The organism is Streptomyces sp. AC512_CC834 (genome assembly GCF_019049325.1).
In the GTDB taxonomy this organism is placed as follows: Bacteria; Actinomycetota; Actinomycetes; order Streptomycetales; family Streptomycetaceae; genus Streptomyces.
On sequence record NZ_JAGMUO010000065.1, the window covers coordinates 620,674 to 635,441 of the forward strand.

The 14,768-nt window shown below is 71.1% G+C and carries 13 protein-coding genes; 7 read left to right on the forward strand and 6 right to left on the reverse strand.

Going from position 1 to position 14,768, the window contains the following annotated elements; genetic code table 11:
• Positions 1-6 precede the first annotated feature (6 nt).
• The 5 genes from KUM40_RS24980 to KUM40_RS25000 all read right to left on the reverse strand — a co-directional run bounded on the left by KUM40_RS24980 (position 7) and on the right by KUM40_RS25000 (position 5,097).
• Positions 7-327, reverse strand: a complete 321-nt coding sequence (locus KUM40_RS24980; RefSeq protein ID WP_217168349.1) for an L-rhamnose mutarotase — start codon at positions 325-327, stop codon at positions 7-9.
• A gap of 85 nt (positions 328-412) precedes the next feature.
• Positions 413-1,495 carry a rhamnose ABC transporter substrate-binding protein gene (gene rhaS, locus KUM40_RS24985; RefSeq protein ID WP_217168351.1) on the reverse strand — a complete coding sequence of 361 codons (1,083 nt, stop codon included), beginning with the start codon at positions 1,493-1,495 and terminating at the stop codon, positions 413-415.
• Positions 1,496-1,536: 41 nt separating this feature from the next.
• On the reverse strand, positions 1,537-2,550 hold the full coding sequence (locus tag KUM40_RS24990) for an ABC transporter permease (RefSeq protein ID WP_217168353.1): 1,014 nt from the start codon (positions 2,548-2,550) through the stop codon (positions 1,537-1,539).
• Complete coding sequence (locus KUM40_RS24995) at positions 2,543-3,583, reverse strand: ABC transporter permease (protein ID WP_217168355.1); 1,041 nt, start codon at positions 3,581-3,583, stop codon at positions 2,543-2,545. The genes KUM40_RS24990 and KUM40_RS24995 overlap by 8 nt, the downstream gene beginning before the upstream one ends.
• Positions 3,580-5,097 (reverse strand): sugar ABC transporter ATP-binding protein, encoded by a 1,518-nt coding sequence (locus KUM40_RS25000; protein WP_217168358.1) that lies wholly within the window; start codon positions 5,095-5,097, stop codon positions 3,580-3,582. Before KUM40_RS25000 ends, KUM40_RS24995 begins: the two co-directional genes overlap by 4 nt.
• Positions 5,098-5,374: 277 nt before the next feature.
• Here KUM40_RS25000 and rhaI point away from each other — a divergent pair, with 277 nt between their 5' ends.
• The 6 genes from rhaI to KUM40_RS25030 all read left to right on the forward strand — a co-directional run bounded on the left by rhaI (position 5,375) and on the right by KUM40_RS25030 (position 13,185).
• Positions 5,375-6,535, forward strand: coding sequence for an L-rhamnose isomerase (rhaI, locus tag KUM40_RS25005; protein WP_217168360.1), 1,161 nt, complete (start codon positions 5,375-5,377; stop codon positions 6,533-6,535).
• A gap of 128 nt (positions 6,536-6,663) precedes the next feature.
• On the forward strand, positions 6,664-8,703 hold the full coding sequence (locus KUM40_RS25010; protein ID WP_217168362.1) for a bifunctional aldolase/short-chain dehydrogenase: 2,040 nt from the start codon (positions 6,664-6,666) through the stop codon (positions 8,701-8,703).
• Positions 8,700-10,154 (forward strand): rhamnulokinase family protein, encoded by a 1,455-nt coding sequence (locus KUM40_RS25015; protein WP_217168365.1) that lies wholly within the window; start codon positions 8,700-8,702, stop codon positions 10,152-10,154. The genes KUM40_RS25010 and KUM40_RS25015 overlap by 4 nt, the downstream gene beginning before the upstream one ends.
• Before the next feature lie 114 nt (positions 10,155-10,268).
• Positions 10,269-11,024 carry a (Fe-S)-binding protein gene (locus tag KUM40_RS25020; protein WP_217168366.1) on the forward strand — a complete coding sequence of 252 codons (756 nt, stop codon included), beginning with the start codon at positions 10,269-10,271 and terminating at the stop codon, positions 11,022-11,024.
• Positions 11,021-12,514 carry a lactate utilization protein B gene (locus KUM40_RS25025; RefSeq protein ID WP_217168368.1) on the forward strand — a complete coding sequence of 498 codons (1,494 nt, stop codon included), beginning with the start codon at positions 11,021-11,023 and terminating at the stop codon, positions 12,512-12,514. Before KUM40_RS25020 ends, KUM40_RS25025 begins: the two co-directional genes overlap by 4 nt.
• Positions 12,511-13,185, forward strand: a complete 675-nt coding sequence (locus KUM40_RS25030; protein ID WP_217168370.1) for an LUD domain-containing protein — start codon at positions 12,511-12,513, stop codon at positions 13,183-13,185. Before KUM40_RS25025 ends, KUM40_RS25030 begins: the two co-directional genes overlap by 4 nt.
• Before the next feature lie 4 nt (positions 13,186-13,189).
• On the opposite strand, the gene KUM40_RS25035 is transcribed toward KUM40_RS25030, so the two are convergent.
• On the reverse strand, positions 13,190-13,837 hold the full coding sequence (locus KUM40_RS25035) for a hypothetical protein (RefSeq protein WP_217168371.1): 648 nt from the start codon (positions 13,835-13,837) through the stop codon (positions 13,190-13,192).
• A 139-nt stretch (positions 13,838-13,976) separates the two neighbouring features.
• Here KUM40_RS25035 and KUM40_RS25040 point away from each other — a divergent pair, with 139 nt between their 5' ends.
• Complete coding sequence (locus tag KUM40_RS25040) at positions 13,977-14,768, forward strand: ABC transporter ATP-binding protein (protein WP_217168372.1); 792 nt, start codon at positions 13,977-13,979, stop codon at positions 14,766-14,768.

Below are 14,768 nucleotides of genomic sequence, written 5' to 3' on the forward strand. Positions count from 1 at the left end.
ACCCCCTCAGGCGAGGTGGAACACCTCGGTGAGCGGCTTCATCGCCTCGTCGGGGCGGGTCCCGTCGAGGGACTCGAAGAGCGGGCCCATCTCCGCCTGCCAGCGGGCGTTGACCTCGGTGGCCTCCATACCGGCCCGGGCGGCGGCGAAGTCCTCGGTCTCCAGGTAGCCGACGAGCAGCCCGTCGTCACGCAGGAAGAGCGAGTAGTTGTGCCAGCCGGTGGCGGAGAGTGCCTCGCACATCTGTGGCCACACGGTGGCGTGTCGTTCGCGGTACTCCGCGATGCGGTCCTGGCGGACCTTGAGCAGGAAACAGACGCGCCGCATGAGTACCGCTCCCGTACGAGCCGTTGAGATGTCGAGGCGTTGAGGCCTTCAGGAGTTCAGGCCTTCAGGTCTTCAGGCGTTGGGACTAGAAATCGAACTGGTCGATGTTCTCGGCGGTGAAGACGGTCGGCTTGCCGAGGTTGATCACGCCGTCCTTGCCGATGGTGTACTCGCCCAGGCCGCCGGCCTTGAAGGTCTCGCCCTCCTTGCCGGTGATCTGCCCGGAGCACAGGGCGACGGCGGTGCGCGCGGCCAGTTCGCCGAGCTTGGCCGGGTCCCACAGCTCGAACGCCTCGACGGTTCCGTTCTTGACGTACTTGCGCATGTCATTGGGCGTGCCGAGGCCGGTCAGCTTGACCTCGCCCTTGTACTTGGAGCCGGACAGGTACTGGGCGGCGGCCTTGATGCCGACGGTGGTCGGGGAGATGATCCCCTTCAGGTCCGGGTACTCCTGGAGCAGGCCCTGGGTCTGCTGGAACGACTTCTGGGCGTCGTCGTCACCGTAGGCGACCTTGACCAGCTTGATGTTCTTGTACTTCGGGTCCTTCAGCTCGTCCTTCATGATCTCGATCCAGGCGTTCTGGTTCGTCGCGGTCTGCGCGGCGGACAGGATCGCGATCTCGCCCTTGTTGCCGATCTGCTCGGCCATCTGCTGCACCTGGGTGCGGCCGATGTCGTCGGCGGACGCCTGGGAGATGAAGGCGTTGCGGCACTCGGGGTTGGTGTCCGAGTCGTAGGTGACGACCTTGATGTCGTTCTTCATGGCCTGCTTGAGCGCGGTGCACAGCGCGCCCGGGTCCTGCGCGGAGACGGCGATGGCGTCGACCTGCTGCTGGGTGAGCGTGTTGACGTAGGAGACCTGTCCCGCGGTGTCGGTGCCGCTGGAGGTGCCGACCTCCTTGTAGCTGGAGCCCAGCTCCTTGAGGGCCTTCTCGCCCCCCTTGTCGGCGACGGTGAAGTAGGGGTTGTTGACCTGCTTGGGCAGGAAGCCGACGGTCAGCCCCTTCTTCGTCTCGGCGTTCGGGTCGGCCTTGCCCGCCGCGGCGGCCGAGCCGCCCTCGTTCTTGACGTCCTCCTTCGTGGTGCCGCCGCAGGCGGTGGCCGCCAGGGCGAGCGAGGTGACGGCGGCGAGGGCCGCGCAGGTACGGCGGATGGTCGACTTGCGCATGGTGGGTTCCTTATCGGGCGTGGGCAGAGCCGGTTACGGGGTTACGGGGTCGGCGCGGGCGCCTTGGACAGGGGCGCCGATGCCGCCCTGCGTCCGGCCCGTGCGACGGAGATCTGCCGTGCGACCCGGGGGCCCAGCACGGAGACGACGAGCAGGACGCCGGTGACGACGATCTGCGACTGTGCGGAGACGTTGACGAGGCTCATCACGTTCTGGAGCGCGCCGAGCAGGAACACACCCGCGACGGCGCCGCCGAGCGTGCCCTTGCCGCCGTCGAAGTCGATGCCGCCCAGCAGCACGGCGGCGACCACGGAGAGTTCGAGGCCGGTGGCGTTGTCGTAGCGGGCGCTGGCGTAGTGCAGGGCCCAGAAGACGCCGGTGAGGGCGGACATCAGGCCGGTCAGCGTGAAAAGGATCAGTTTCTGCCGCTTGACCCGGACGCCGGCGAAGCGCGCGGCCTCCTCGCTGGCGCCGATGGCGAACAGCGACCGGCCCAGCGGCATGGCGTGCAGGGCGAGAACGGCGACGGCCAGCAGCGCGAGGAACGGCAGGAAGGCGTACGGGACGAAGGTGTCGCCGATGCGTCCGGCGGCGAAGTCCAGGTACCGCGAGGGGAAGTCGGTCACCGCGTCGGAGCCGAGCACGATCTGCGCGATGCCCCGGTAGGCGGCCATGGTACCGATGGTGACGGCGAGGGAGGGCAGCCCCAGCCGGGTGACCAGAAGCCCGTTGACCAGTCCGCACACGACGCCGAGCAGCAGGCAGATCGGGATGATCACCTCGATGGTCATGCCCTGGTTCCACAGCGCGCCCATCACCGCGCCGGACAGTCCGGCGGTGGAGGCGACCGAGAGGTCGATCTCGCCGGAGACGACCAGCAGGGTCATCGGCAGCGCGATGAGCGCGATCGGCAGGGTGTTGCCGATCAGGAAGGACAGGTTGAGGGCGTTGCCGAACCCGTCGACGAAGCCGAAGGAGAGCAGCAGGACCACGACGAGGAGGGCGCCGACGACAGTGTCCCAGCGGATGGCGCGCGTCAGGGAGCTGTCAGCCATGGCGGGCGTTCCTCTTCTTCAGGGCGTTGGCCACGCGCAGCGCGACGATCCGGTCGACGGCGATGGCGAGGATGAGCAGGATGCCGTTGATCGCCAGCACCCACACGGAGCTGACGCCGAGGGCGGGCAGCACGCTGTTGATCGAGGTCAGCAGCAGCGCGCCGAGGGCCGCGCCGTAGACGCTGCCGGAGCCGCCGGTGAAGACGACGCCGCCGACCACCACCGCGCTGACGACGGTCAGTTCGTAGCCGTTGCCGGTACCGGAGTCGACGTTGCCGAACCGGGCCAGGTAGAGGGCGCCGGCGAGTCCGGCCAGGGCGCCGCAGAAGGTGTACGCGGCGAGGATCCGCTTGCGGACGGGGATGCCGGCCAGCCGGGCCGCCTCCGGGTTGGAGCCGAGCGCGTACAGCTCGCGTCCGCTGCCGAAGTGCTTGAGGTAGTACGCCGTGGCGACGAGCACCACGAGGGCGATCATGGCCAGCCAGGGCACGGCCGAGAGTCCGTCGGAGCCGAAGTCGACGAAGCCGCCGGGCAGGTCGGCCGCGGTGATCTGGCGGGAGCCGACCCAGATGGAGTCGATGCCGCGGATGATGTAGAGCGTGCCGAGGGTGACCACCAGGGCGGGCACCTGGCCGAGGCTGACCAGCAGACCGTTGAGCAGCCCGGCGCCGACGCCCGTGAGCACCGCGAGCAGCACGGCCACGACGGGGTTGCCGCCGCCCTGGAGGTAGGTGCCTGCGGCGAAGGCGCTGACGCCGAGGGTGGAACCGACCGAGAGGTCGACGTTGCGGGTGATGACGACCAGGGACTGGCCGGTGGCGACCAGGACGAGGATGGTCGCGTTCAGCAGCAGGTCCTTGATGCCCTGCTCGGACAGGAACGCGCTGTTGCCCGCCTGGGTGATGGCGATCATCACCAGGAAGACGAGCAGGATGGCCAGTTCGCGCATCTTGAAGATGCGGTCCACCAGCCGGGTTGCGCCGGCCTTCGGGACGTCGGCCACGGGGGCCTGGTCGGGTGCGGTGACCGTCATGCGGCGGCCCTCCCCGTGGCTGCGGCCATCACGGTCTCCTCGGTGGCTTCGGTACGGGGGATCTCGGCGGCGAGGCGGCCCTCGTGCATCACCAGGACGCGGTCGGCCATGCCGAGGACCTCCGGCAGGTCGGAGGAGATCATCAGGACGGCCACGCCGTCGGCGGCCAGCTCGCTCAGCAACCGGTGCACCTCGGCCTTGGTGCCGACGTCGATGCCCCGGGTCGGCTCGTCGACGATCAGCACCTTGGGGCCGGTGGCCAGCCACTTGGCGAGGACGACCTTCTGCTGGTTGCCCCCGGACAGGGTGGCGACGGTGTCGGCGATGCGGGCGTACTTCACCTGGAGCTTGACGGCCCAGTCCAGGGAGCGGCTGCGTTCGGCGCCGCGGTCCATGAGCCCGGCCCGCACGGTCGTACGCAGTCCGGTCAGGCCGATGTTGCGCTCGATGGACATGTCCATCACGAGGCCCTGGGCGCGGCGGTCCTCCGGGACGAGGGCGAGGCCCGCGGCCATCGCGGTGGAGGGGGCGCCGTTGACGAGCGGCTTCCCGTCGACCTCGACCTCGCCGGCGTCCCAGCGGTCGACGCCGAACACGGCGCGGGCGACCTCGGTGCGTCCGGCGCCGACCAGTCCGGCCAGGGCGACGATCTCGCCGCGGCGTACCTCGAAGGAGACGTCGGTGAACACACCCTCGCGGGTCAGCCGGCGCACACTGAGTGCGGTTTCGCCTGGGGGGACCTCCTGCTTGGGGTACAGCTCGTCCAGGTCGCGGCCCACCATGCGGCGCACCAGGTCGTCCTCGGTCATGCCCTCCAGCGGCTCGCCGGCGATCCTGGCGCCGTCGCGCAGGGTGGTGACCCGCTTGCAGATGCGGAAGATCTCCTCCAGGCGGTGGGAGATGAACAGCACCGCGGCGCCCTGTTCGCGCAGGGTGCGCACCACACCGAAGAGCCGGGCGACCTCGCTGCCGGTGAGGGCCGCGGTCGGCTCGTCCATGATCAGGACTCGGGCGTCGAAGGAGAGGGCCTTGGCGATCTCCACGATCTGCTGGTCCGCGATGGACAGACCGCGCGCGGGCCGGTCGGGGTCCAGCTCCACCCCGAGGCGCAGCATCAGCTCGGCGGTGGCGTGGTGGGTCGCCCGGTGGTCGATGCGGCCGAGCGCGCGCCGGGGCTGACGGCCCATGAAGATGTTCTCGGCGATCGACAGGTCGGGAAAGAGCGTGGGCTCCTGGTAGATCACGGCGATACCGGCGTCGCGGGCGTCGCCGGGACCGTGGAAGACGACGGGCGCGCCGTCGAGCAGCACCTGGCCGGCGTCCGGCCGGTGTACTCCGGCGAGCGTCTTGATGAGGGTCGACTTTCCGGCGCCGTTCTCACCGGCGAGGGCGTGCACCTCGCCGGGGAACAGCTCCAGGGAGACGTCCCGCAGCGCGCGGACGGCGCCGAAGGACTTGGAGACGTCCCTGAGCGCCAGAACCGGGGCCGTACCCGTGTCGGACGGGTGGGTCATTGGGGGCTCCTCGACGACGCCGGGCGGGACGGCCCTCACGGCGTCGTGAAAGGTTTCAACTTGGTTGCCGGGGACGTTAGGCAGCGAGCGCATGTCACGTCAATGGTTCCGGATCGAAAAACTTTCGATAGCCGAAGGTCACGACCGAGTCACGGAGAGCCGGGTTGGCCGGAAGGGTTGACACCCCTTCGGGTGGCTCATAGCTTCGCGTACTGAATCGTTTCACACATGGTCGTGCCCAACGCTGGTCACGACCCGATGTCACAGGAGCGCCGAAGTGACCGAGCTCGCCGCGGTGAAGGCCGCGCTCAAGGCCCAGGCAGTCGAGACGCCGTCGTGGGCGTACGGGAACTCCGGCACCCGGTTCAAGGTGTTCACCCAGGCCGGTGTGCCGCGCGATCCGTTCGAGAAGCTGGACGACGCGGCGAAGGTCCACGAGTTCACCGGCGTGGCCCCGACGGTCGCCCTGCACATCCCCTGGGACCGGGTCGAGGACTACGCCGCGCTGGGGCGGCACGCCGAGGAGCGGGGTGTCCGGATCGGCGCCATCAACTCCAACACCTTCCAGGACGACGACTACAAGCTGGGCAGTATCTGCCACCCGGACGCGGTGGTGCGCAGGAAGGCCGTCGACCACCTGTTGGAGTGCGTCGACATCATGGACGCAACCGGGTCGCGCGACCTGAAGCTGTGGTTCGCCGACGGCACGAACTACCCCGGGCAGGACGACATCAGGTCCCGGCAGGACCGGCTGTCCGAGGGGCTGGCCGAGGTGTACGGGCGGCTCGGTGAGGGGCAGCGGATGCTCCTCGAGTACAAGCTCTTCGAGCCGGCGTTCTACACGACGGACGTGCCGGACTGGGGCACGGCGTACGCCCACTGTCTGAAGCTGGGCGAGAAGGCGCAGGTCGTGGTGGACACGGGGCACCATGCGCCCGGCACGAACATCGAGTTCATCGTCGCGACGCTGCTGCGCGAGGGGAAGCTCGGCGGGTTCGACTTCAACTCGCGGTTCTACGCGGACGACGACCTGATGGTCGGGGCGGCCGATCCGTTCCAGTTGTTCCGGATCATGTACGAGGTGGTGCGCGGGGGCGGGTTCACCTCCGACGTGGCGTTCATGCTCGACCAGTGCCACAACATCGAGGCGAAGATTCCGGCCATTGTCCGGTCGGTGATGAACGTGCAGGAGGCCACTGCCAAGGCGCTGCTGGTCGACGGAGCGGCGCTGGCTGCCGCGCAGGGCTCGGGGGACGTGCTCGAGGCGAATGCGGTGCTGATGGATGCGTATGACACGGACGTGCGTCCGCTGCTTCGGGAGGTGCGGGGGGAGATGGGGTTGGACCCCGAGCCCATGAAGGCGTATCGCTCCTGCGGGTGGGGGGAGAAGGTTGTTGCCGAGCGGGTTGGTGGGGAGCAGGCGGGGTGGGGGGCGTAGGCGTAAGCGTCTGCCGGGTTTTTGTTGTTTGCGGGCTGCGGGCTGTATGTGGCTGGTCGCGCAGTTCCCCGCGCCCCTAAAAGACGGGGCGCTCTCCCCTACCCTCGTTCAAGAAGGACTGTAGAGACATGGCAACCCACTCGCAGGCCGCCGCCCTGCTCGCCCGTTCCCATCGGCTCGGCGCTGATGCGCGGAACACCAACTACGCCGGGGGCAACGCGTCCGCGAAAGGCACCGGGACCGATCCCGTCACCGGGGGTGATGTGGAGCTGATGTGGGTCAAGGGGTCCGGTGGGGATCTCGGGACGCTCACCGAGGGCGGGCTCGCCGTGCTGCGGCTGGACCGGATGCGGGCGCTCAAGGGCGTCTACCCGGGCGTGGAGCGCGAGGACGAGATGGTCGCCGCCTTCGACTACTGCCTGCACGGCAAGGGCGGTGCGGCGCCCTCGATCGACACGGCGATGCACGGGCTCGTGGAGGCCGCGCACGTCGACCACCTCCACCCGGACTCGGGGATCGCGCTGGCCTGCGCGGCGGACGGCGAGAAGCTGACCGCCGAGTGCTTCGGCGACACCGTGGTGTGGGTGCCGTGGCGGCGGCCCGGGTTCCAGTTGGGGCTGGACATCGCAGCCGTGAAAGAGGCCAACCCGCGGGCGATCGGATGCGTGCTCGGCGGGCACGGCATCACGGCGTGGGGCGACACCTCCGAGGAGTGCGAGCGCAACTCGCTGCACATCATCCGCACCGCGGAGGCCTTCCTCGCCGAACGTGGGAAGGCCGAGCCGTTCGGCCCGGTGATCGACGGGTACGTGGCGCTGCCCGAGGCCGAGCGGCGGGAGCGGGCGGCGGCGCTGGCGCCGTACGTCCGCGCTCTCGCCTCCCGGGACCGGCCGCAGGTCGGGCACTTCACCGACGCGGACGTGGTGCTGGACTTCCTCGCCCGCGCCGGGCACCCGCGCCTCGCCGCGCTCGGTACCTCCTGCCCGGACCACTTCCTGCGCACCAAGGTCCGGCCGCTGGTCCTTGACCTGCCGCCGAGCGCGTCGCCTGCCGAAGCCGTCGCCCGGCTGAAGGAGCTGCACGCCGCCTACCGCGAGGAGTACGCCGCCTACTACGAGCGGCACGCCGAGCCGGACTCCCCCGCCATGCGCGGCGCCGACCCGGCGATCGTGCTGGTGCCGGGCGTGGGCATGTTCAGCTTCGGCAAGGACAAGCAGACCGCCCGGGTGGCCGGCGAGTTCTACGTCAACGCGGTCAACGTGATGCGCGGGGCGGAGGCGGTGTCGTCGTACGCGCCGATCGAGGAGTCGGAGAAGTTCCGCATCGAGTACTGGGCGCTGGAGGAGGCCAAGCTCCGGCGGATGCCGAAGCCCAAGCCGCTCGCCACGCGCGTCGCGCTCGTCACCGGCGCGGGCAGCGGGATCGGGAAGGCCGTCGCGCGGCGGCTGGCCGCCGAGGGCGCGTGTGTGGTCGTGGCCGACCTGAACGCCGAGAACGCGGCGGCGGTGGCAAAGGAGCTGGGCGGGGCCGACAAGGCCGTGGCCGTGCGTGTCGACGTCACCTCCGAGGAGCAGATCGCGGGCGCCTTCAAGGCGGCCCTGCTCGCCTTCGGCGGGGTCGACCTGGTGGTCAACAACGCGGGGATCTCCATCTCCAAGCCGCTGCTGGAGACCACGGCCAAGGACTGGGACCTCCAGCACGACATCATGGCCCGCGGCTCCTTCCTCGTCTCGCGCGAGGCGGCCCGGGTGATGACGGCGCAGGAGCTGGGCGGCGACATCGTCTACATCGCGTCGAAGAACGCCGTGTTCGCGGGCCCGAACAACATCGCCTACTCCGCCACCAAGGCCGACCAGGCGCACCAGGTGCGCCTCCTCGCCGCCGAGCTGGGCGAGCTGGGCATCCGCGTCAACGGGGTCAACCCGGACGGCGTGGTGCGCGGTTCGGGGATCTTCGCGGGCGGCTGGGGTGCTCGGCGCGCGGCGGTGTACGGGGTGCCGGAGGAGAAGCTGGGCGAGTTCTACGCGCAGCGCACGCTGCTCAAGCGCGAGGTGCTGCCCGAGCATGTCGCGAACGCCGTGTTCGCGCTGACCGGCGGCGACCTGACCCACACCACCGGCCTGCACGTCCCGGTCGACGCCGGTGTCGCCGCCGCGTTCCTGCGATGAGCACTGCCGTGGGCGTCAAGGCGTACGCCGCGGTCGACCTCGGCGCGTCCAGCGGGCGCGTCATGGTCGGCCGCGTCGGCCCCGACCGGCTGGAGCTGACCGAGGCGCACCGCTTCCCCAACCGGCCGGTCCGTACGCCAGACGGGCTGCGCTGGGACATCCTCGCGCTGTACGCCGGTGTGCTGGACGGGCTGCGGGCGGCCGGCCCGGTGGACTCGGTCGGCGTCGACGGCTGGGCTGTGGACTACGGGCTGCTGGACGCGGACGGGGCGCTGCTCGGCAACCCCGTGCACTACCGCGACGCCCGCACCGAGGGCGTCGCGCAGAAGGTGTGGGCCACGCTGCCGGCCGAGGAGCTGTACGGGGCGACCGGGTTGCAGCACGCGCCCTTCAACACCCTGTACCAGCTCGTCGCCGCCCGCGGCACGGCCCAGTTCACCGCGGCCCGGCGGCTGTTGCTGGTCCCGGATCTGCTGGCCTACTGGCTGACCGGCGAGCAGGGCACGGAGCTGACCAACGCCTCCACCACCCAGTTGATCGACCCCCGCACCCGGGACTGGTCACGGGAGGTCGCGGCCCGGCTGGGGATCGACCTCGGCCTGTTCGCGCCGCTGCGCCGGCCCGGGGACGCGGCGGGGCTGCTGCGGCCGGCGGTGCTGGAGGAGACGGGACTTACGGGACCCGTGCCGGTGACGGCGGTCGGGTCGCACGACACCGCCTCCGCGGTGGCCGCCGTACCGGCCTCGGACGAGCGGTTCGCGTACATCTGCACCGGCACCTGGTCGCTGGCCGGTCTGGAGCTGGGCGCGCCGGTGCTGACGGAGGAGAGCCGCGCCGCCAACTTCACCAACGAACTCGGGCTGGACGGCACCGTCCGCTACCTGCGCAACATCATGGGGCTGTGGCTGCTCCAGGAGTCCGTGCGGGCCTGGGGCGACCCAGATCTGGGCGCGCTGCTGCTCGAGGCGGCCCGGGTGCCGGCGCTTCGGTCGGTGGTGGACGCGGGTGACGCGGCGTTCCTCGCGCCGGGCCGGATGCCGGAGCGGATCGCCGAGGCGTGCCGTGCGTCGGGGCAGCCGGTGCCCCGGGCACCCGCCGAGGTGACCCGCTGCATCCTCGACTCGCTGGCGCTGGCCCACCGTCGGGCCGTCCAGGACGCCCAGCGGCTGGCCGGGCACCCGGTGTACGTCGTGCACGTCGTCGGCGGGGGCACCCGCAACGCCCTGTTGTGCCAGCTCACCGCCGACGCCTGCGGGCTGCCGGTGGTGGCGGGCCCGGCGGAGGCCGCCGCGCTCGGCAACGTCCTGGTGCAGGCCCGCACCCACGGGCTGGTCGGCGACCTGGCCGGGATGCGCCGACTGCTGGCGCGCACCCAGTCGTTGACCCGGTACGAGCCGCGCGGCGGCACGGCCCGCTGGCGGGCGGCCGAGGCCCGACTCGCCGACCGGTGAACCGGGTCTCCCCGAAGCGCGTCCCGGCGACTACCCTGCGCTCATCATTCATCCGATGATCGAACCCACCGAACTCACCGAACTCACTCAACCCATCGAACACGAGGAGCCGCGATGCGTGTCGCTCTGTTCCTGACCTGCGTCAACGACACGCTCTATCCGGACACCGGCCGTGCCGTCGTGAAGCTCCTCACCAAACTGGGCGTCGACGTCGACTTCCCGATGGCCCAGACCTGTTGCGGGCAGGCGCACTACAACACCGGCTACCGGCACGAGGCCGAGCCGCTGGCCCGGCACTTCGCCGACGTCTTCGGGGCCTACGACGCGGTCGTGACGCCCTCGGGCTCGTGCGGGGCGATGGTGCGGGAGTTGTACCCGCGGATGGGAGAGCGGGCGCGGGCCGAGGGGCGCGGGGACACGCTCGCGGCCACCCTGGCGCCGGTGGTGCCGAAGACGTACGAGCTGACGGAGTTCCTCGTGGACGTGCTGGGCGTGACGGACGTGGGGGCGTACTACCCGCACACGGTGACGTACCACCCGACCTGCCACGGTCTGCGGAGTCTGGGCCTGGGCGAGAGGCCCAGGCGGCTCCTGGAGGCGGTGAAGGGGCTGGAGCTGGTGGAGCTGCCGGGCGCCGAGGAGTGCTGCGGCTTCGGCGGCACCTTCGCCGTGAAGAACTCCGACGTGTCGGCGGCGATGGGCGCGGACAAGGTGCGCAACGCCGAGTCCACGGGCGCGGACGTGCTGTGCGCGGCCGACAACTCCTGTCTGATGCACATCGGCGGCACCATGACACGGCTGCGCACGGGCATGCGGCCGGTGCACCTCGCGGAGATCCTGGCGGGCACGGAGGAGGCGGCGGCCGTATGAGCGGGACGTATCTGGGGATGCCCGCCTTTCCCGAGGCGGCGCGGGAGGCCGTGGGCAACGCGACGCTGCGCGGCAATCTGCGCCACGCCACGCACACCATCCGCGACAAGCGGGCCCGCGCGGTCGCGGAGCTGGACGACTGGGCGGCGCTGCGGGAGGCCGGGAAGCAGATCAAGGACCACACGCTGCGCCATCTCGACCGGTATCTGGTGCAGGTGGAGGAGGCGGTCACGGCGGCCGGCGGGACCGTGCACTGGGCCGCCGACGCGGACGAGGCCAACGAGATCGTCGCCCGCCTGGTCGAGGAGGTCGACAGCGGTGACACGGACCGGCGTGAGGTCGTCAAGGTCAAGTCGATGGCGACGCAGGAGATCGCCCTCAACGAGGCGCTCGAGGCCCGGGGCATCCACGCCTACGAGACCGATCTCGCCGAGCTGATCGTGCAGTTGGGCAAGGACCGGCCCTCGCACATCCTGGTGCCGGCCATCCACCGCAACCGCGGCGAGATCCGCGACATCTTCCGCTCCGAGATGGGCGAGTGGGGCCGTCCGGCGCCCGAGGACCTGACGGACACGCCCGCGGAGCTCGCCGAGGCGGCCCGGCTGCACCTGCGGGAGAAGTTCCTGCGGGCCAAGGTCGGCATCTCGGGCGCCAACTTCGTGGTGGCCGAGACCGGCACGCTGGTGGTCGTGGAGTCCGAGGGCAACGGCCGGATGTGCCTGACCCTGCCCGAGACGCTGATCTCGGTCGTCGGCATCGAGAAGATCGTGCCGAGGTGGCAGGACCTGGAGGTCTTCCTGCAGACCCTCCCCCGCTCCTCGACGGCCGAGCGCATGAACCCGTACACGTCCATGTGGACCGGCACCACCGACGAGGACGGCCCGCGGAACTTCCATCTGGTGCTGCTGGACAACGGGCGCACCGACACCCTCGCCGACGAGGTCGGCCGCCAGGCGCTGCGCTGCATCCGCTGCTCGGCCTGCCTGAACGTGTGCCCGGTGTACGAGCGGGCCGGCGGCCACGCCTACGGCTCGGTGTACCCGGGCCCGATCGGCGCGATCCTGAGCCCTCAACTGCGGGGCACGGGCAGCGACATCGACGCCTCCCTGCCGTACGCGTCCTCGCTGTGCGGCGCCTGCTACGAGGTGTGCCCGGTCGCCATCGACATCCCCGAGGTGCTGGTGCACCTGCGGGAGCGGGTGGTGCAGGGCGGGCCGGCCGTCCGGCACGGCAACCGGGTCGTCCTGAAACCGGCGAAGGGACACGCCGCCGAGCGGGCGGCGATGCGGGCGGCGCAGTGGGCGTTCACGCACCCGGGCGCTCTGCGGACCGGCCAGCGGCTGGCGTCGCGCACCCGCCGCCTGCACCCGCGCACCCTGCCGGGCCCTGGCCGGGCGTGGAGCGGCAGCCGGGACCTTCCGCCGGTGCCCGCGGAGCCGTTCCGGGACTGGTGGCAGCGCACCCACGGTGGGAAGGGCAGAGCGAAGTGAGCAGCAGGGAACGCATCCTGGGCCGGGTCCGGCGGGCACTGGCGGACGTGCCGGGCGACGGGACGTCGTACGAGGAAGTGCCGTACGGGGAAGTGCCGTACGGGGAGGCGGTCGCGCGGGACTATCTGCGCGAGCACGGGCGGCGGACGGCCGCCGAGACGGTGGAGCTGCTCGCCGAGAACCTGGCGGACTACCGGGCGGTCGTGCACCGGTGTACGGACGGGCAGTTGTCCGAGCTGCTCGCCCGTCTCCTGTCCGCGCGCGGTTCGGGGAGCGTGGTGGTTCCCCCGGGGCTGCCGACGGGGTGGCTGGAGGCCGTCGACGCGACGCTCGTCCAGGACCTGGCGGCGAGTACGGCACCGGAACTCGACCGGGTCGACAGCGTGGTGACCGGCTGTGCCGTCGCCGTCGCCGAGACCGGGACGATCGTCCTGGACGGCTCCCCCGATCAGGGGCGGCGGCGTATCACCCTCGTGCCCGACCACCACATCTGCGTCGTGCGGGTGCCCGGCCAGGTGGTGTCCTCCGTCCCGCAGGCGCTCGAACGCCTCGACCCGGCCCGTCCGTTGACGTGGATCTCCGGTCCGTCGGCGACCAGTGACATCGAGCTGGACCGGGTCGAGGGGGTGCACGGTCCGCGCACCCTGGAGGTGGTGCTGGTCGCGGGGTGAATGGTCACCCGGCCCTCAGGACGGCGGCGGGCAGCGTCCCCGTGACGATCAGGTCCCTGGGCAGCGAGAGCTCGAAGAGGGACTCCAGGACCTCCAGCGAGGTCCGGTGCACCGTGCGCGGGTCGAGGTCGTGGTCGGGCAGTCCGGCAGCCGTCAGTACGGCCTCGACGCGGGGTGCGATCTCCGGGTCTCCTATGACGCCGTCGGGGCCCCAGGAGCCGTCCAGATGCAGGTTGAAGGCGCACATGTCACGCCCGTCGTGGCGGTACGCGAACTGCGGCGGCACCGATTTCATGTTCTGCTCGTCGTGCTCGAGCTGGAAGATGTGGGCACCGCCGCGGGAGAGCGGGGGCTCGGCGCCGAACTTGCAGGGCCACCCTCCGCACTTGACGGCGAACGACCACTCGCCGCTCTCCCCGTGGCGCAGGGCGAGACCGTCGTGGGGAGCCTCCCCGTAGAAGCCCTCCAGCACGTCGTGGACCTGGGTGTGGGTGAGTTCCCCGATGGCGTGTGCCCTGCGCTTCGCATTGAACACGGTCCGGGTCATGCGCGACACCAGCTCGTCGGAGGCGAGTTCGCGGGACATCACCACGCTGTAGCCCTCGTAGGAGAGGCACTGGGGTTCGGCGAGCCAGGCTATTCCGTCCGTCATGGCGATCATCGTGACGCATGCCGCCCGGGGTGTCACTGAGTACACCCCCCGATACGGGTTCTGCACCCAGTGGCACGCGGCCCCGCGCTCCGTAGCGTCTTCGGCGAGGCACCGCACTGGGCGTGCCACACGGAAGGTGATGACGATGTTTCACTCCGGCGCACGCGGCGACCACGACCCGGGCCCCGCCCCCGAGGCCCTCAGGCTGGTCAAGGTGACCAGGACCTACGGCTCGGCGGAGAACGCCGTGACCGCCCTGGACGGTGTGACGCTGAGCCTGAGGCGTGGCACGTTCACCGCGGTGATGGGGCCGTCGGGCTCGGGCAAGTCCACGCTGCTGCAGTGCGCGGCGGGCCTGGACCGGCCGGACAGCGGTGTCGTGTGCGTGGACGGCAAGGAGCTGACGGGGGGCAGTGAGGCGGAGCTGACGAGGTTCCGGCGCGGCCGGGTCGGGTTCGTCTTCCAGCAGTACAACCTGCTGGAGACGCTGACGGTCGCCCAGAACACGGTGCTGCCGCTCAAGCTCGCCGGGCGGCGCGTCGACCGCCGGTGGGCCCGGGAGATCCTGACCACGGTCGGCCTCGGGGACCGGCTCGGTCACCGTCCCGACCAACTGTCCGGCGGTCAGCGGCAGCGGGTGGCGATCGCCCGGGCCCTCGTCACCGAGCCGAGGGTGATCTTCGCGGACGAGCCGACGGGCGCGCTGGACACGCGCAGCGCACGGCAGGTGTTGCTGCTGCTCCAGGAGGCGGTGCGGGTGCACGGGCGGACGGTGGTGATGGTGACGCACGACCCGGTCGCCGCCTCGTACGCCGACTCGGTCGTCTTCCTCGCCGACGGCCGGTCGGCGGGGCGGATGGACGCGCCGACGCCGGACGCGGTCGCGGAGCGGCTCGCGCACCTGGGCGACGACGTGCCGGCGGGGGTGTGA

What these genes read in the sequence shown, in the direction of transcription:
- KUM40_RS25025 (WP_217168368.1), top strand. Translation starts at nt 11,021, where the DNA reads ATGAGCGGGACGTATCTGGGGATGCCCGCCTTTCCCGAGGCGGCGCGG.
- KUM40_RS25035 (WP_217168371.1), bottom strand. Translation starts at nt 13,837, where the DNA reads ATGACGGACGGAATAGCCTGGCTCGCCGAACCCCAGTGCCTCTCCTAC.
- KUM40_RS25000 (WP_217168358.1), bottom strand. Translation starts at nt 5,097, where the DNA reads ATGACCCACCCGTCCGACACGGGTACGGCCCCGGTTCTGGCGCTCAGG.
- KUM40_RS25010 (WP_217168362.1), top strand. Translation starts at nt 6,664, where the DNA reads ATGGCAACCCACTCGCAGGCCGCCGCCCTGCTCGCCCGTTCCCATCGG.
- KUM40_RS24990 (WP_217168353.1), bottom strand. Translation starts at nt 2,550, where the DNA reads ATGGCTGACAGCTCCCTGACGCGCGCCATCCGCTGGGACACTGTCGTC.
- KUM40_RS24995 (WP_217168355.1), bottom strand. Translation starts at nt 3,583, where the DNA reads ATGACGGTCACCGCACCCGACCAGGCCCCCGTGGCCGACGTCCCGAAG.
- KUM40_RS25015 (WP_217168365.1), top strand. Translation starts at nt 8,700, where the DNA reads ATGAGCACTGCCGTGGGCGTCAAGGCGTACGCCGCGGTCGACCTCGGC.
- rhaS (WP_217168351.1), bottom strand. Translation starts at nt 1,495, where the DNA reads ATGCGCAAGTCGACCATCCGCCGTACCTGCGCGGCCCTCGCCGCCGTC.
- KUM40_RS25020 (WP_217168366.1), top strand. Translation starts at nt 10,269, where the DNA reads ATGCGTGTCGCTCTGTTCCTGACCTGCGTCAACGACACGCTCTATCCG.
- KUM40_RS24980 (WP_217168349.1), bottom strand. Translation starts at nt 327, where the DNA reads ATGCGGCGCGTCTGTTTCCTGCTCAAGGTCCGCCAGGACCGCATCGCG.
- KUM40_RS25040 (WP_217168372.1), top strand. Translation starts at nt 13,977, where the DNA reads ATGACGATGTTTCACTCCGGCGCACGCGGCGACCACGACCCGGGCCCC.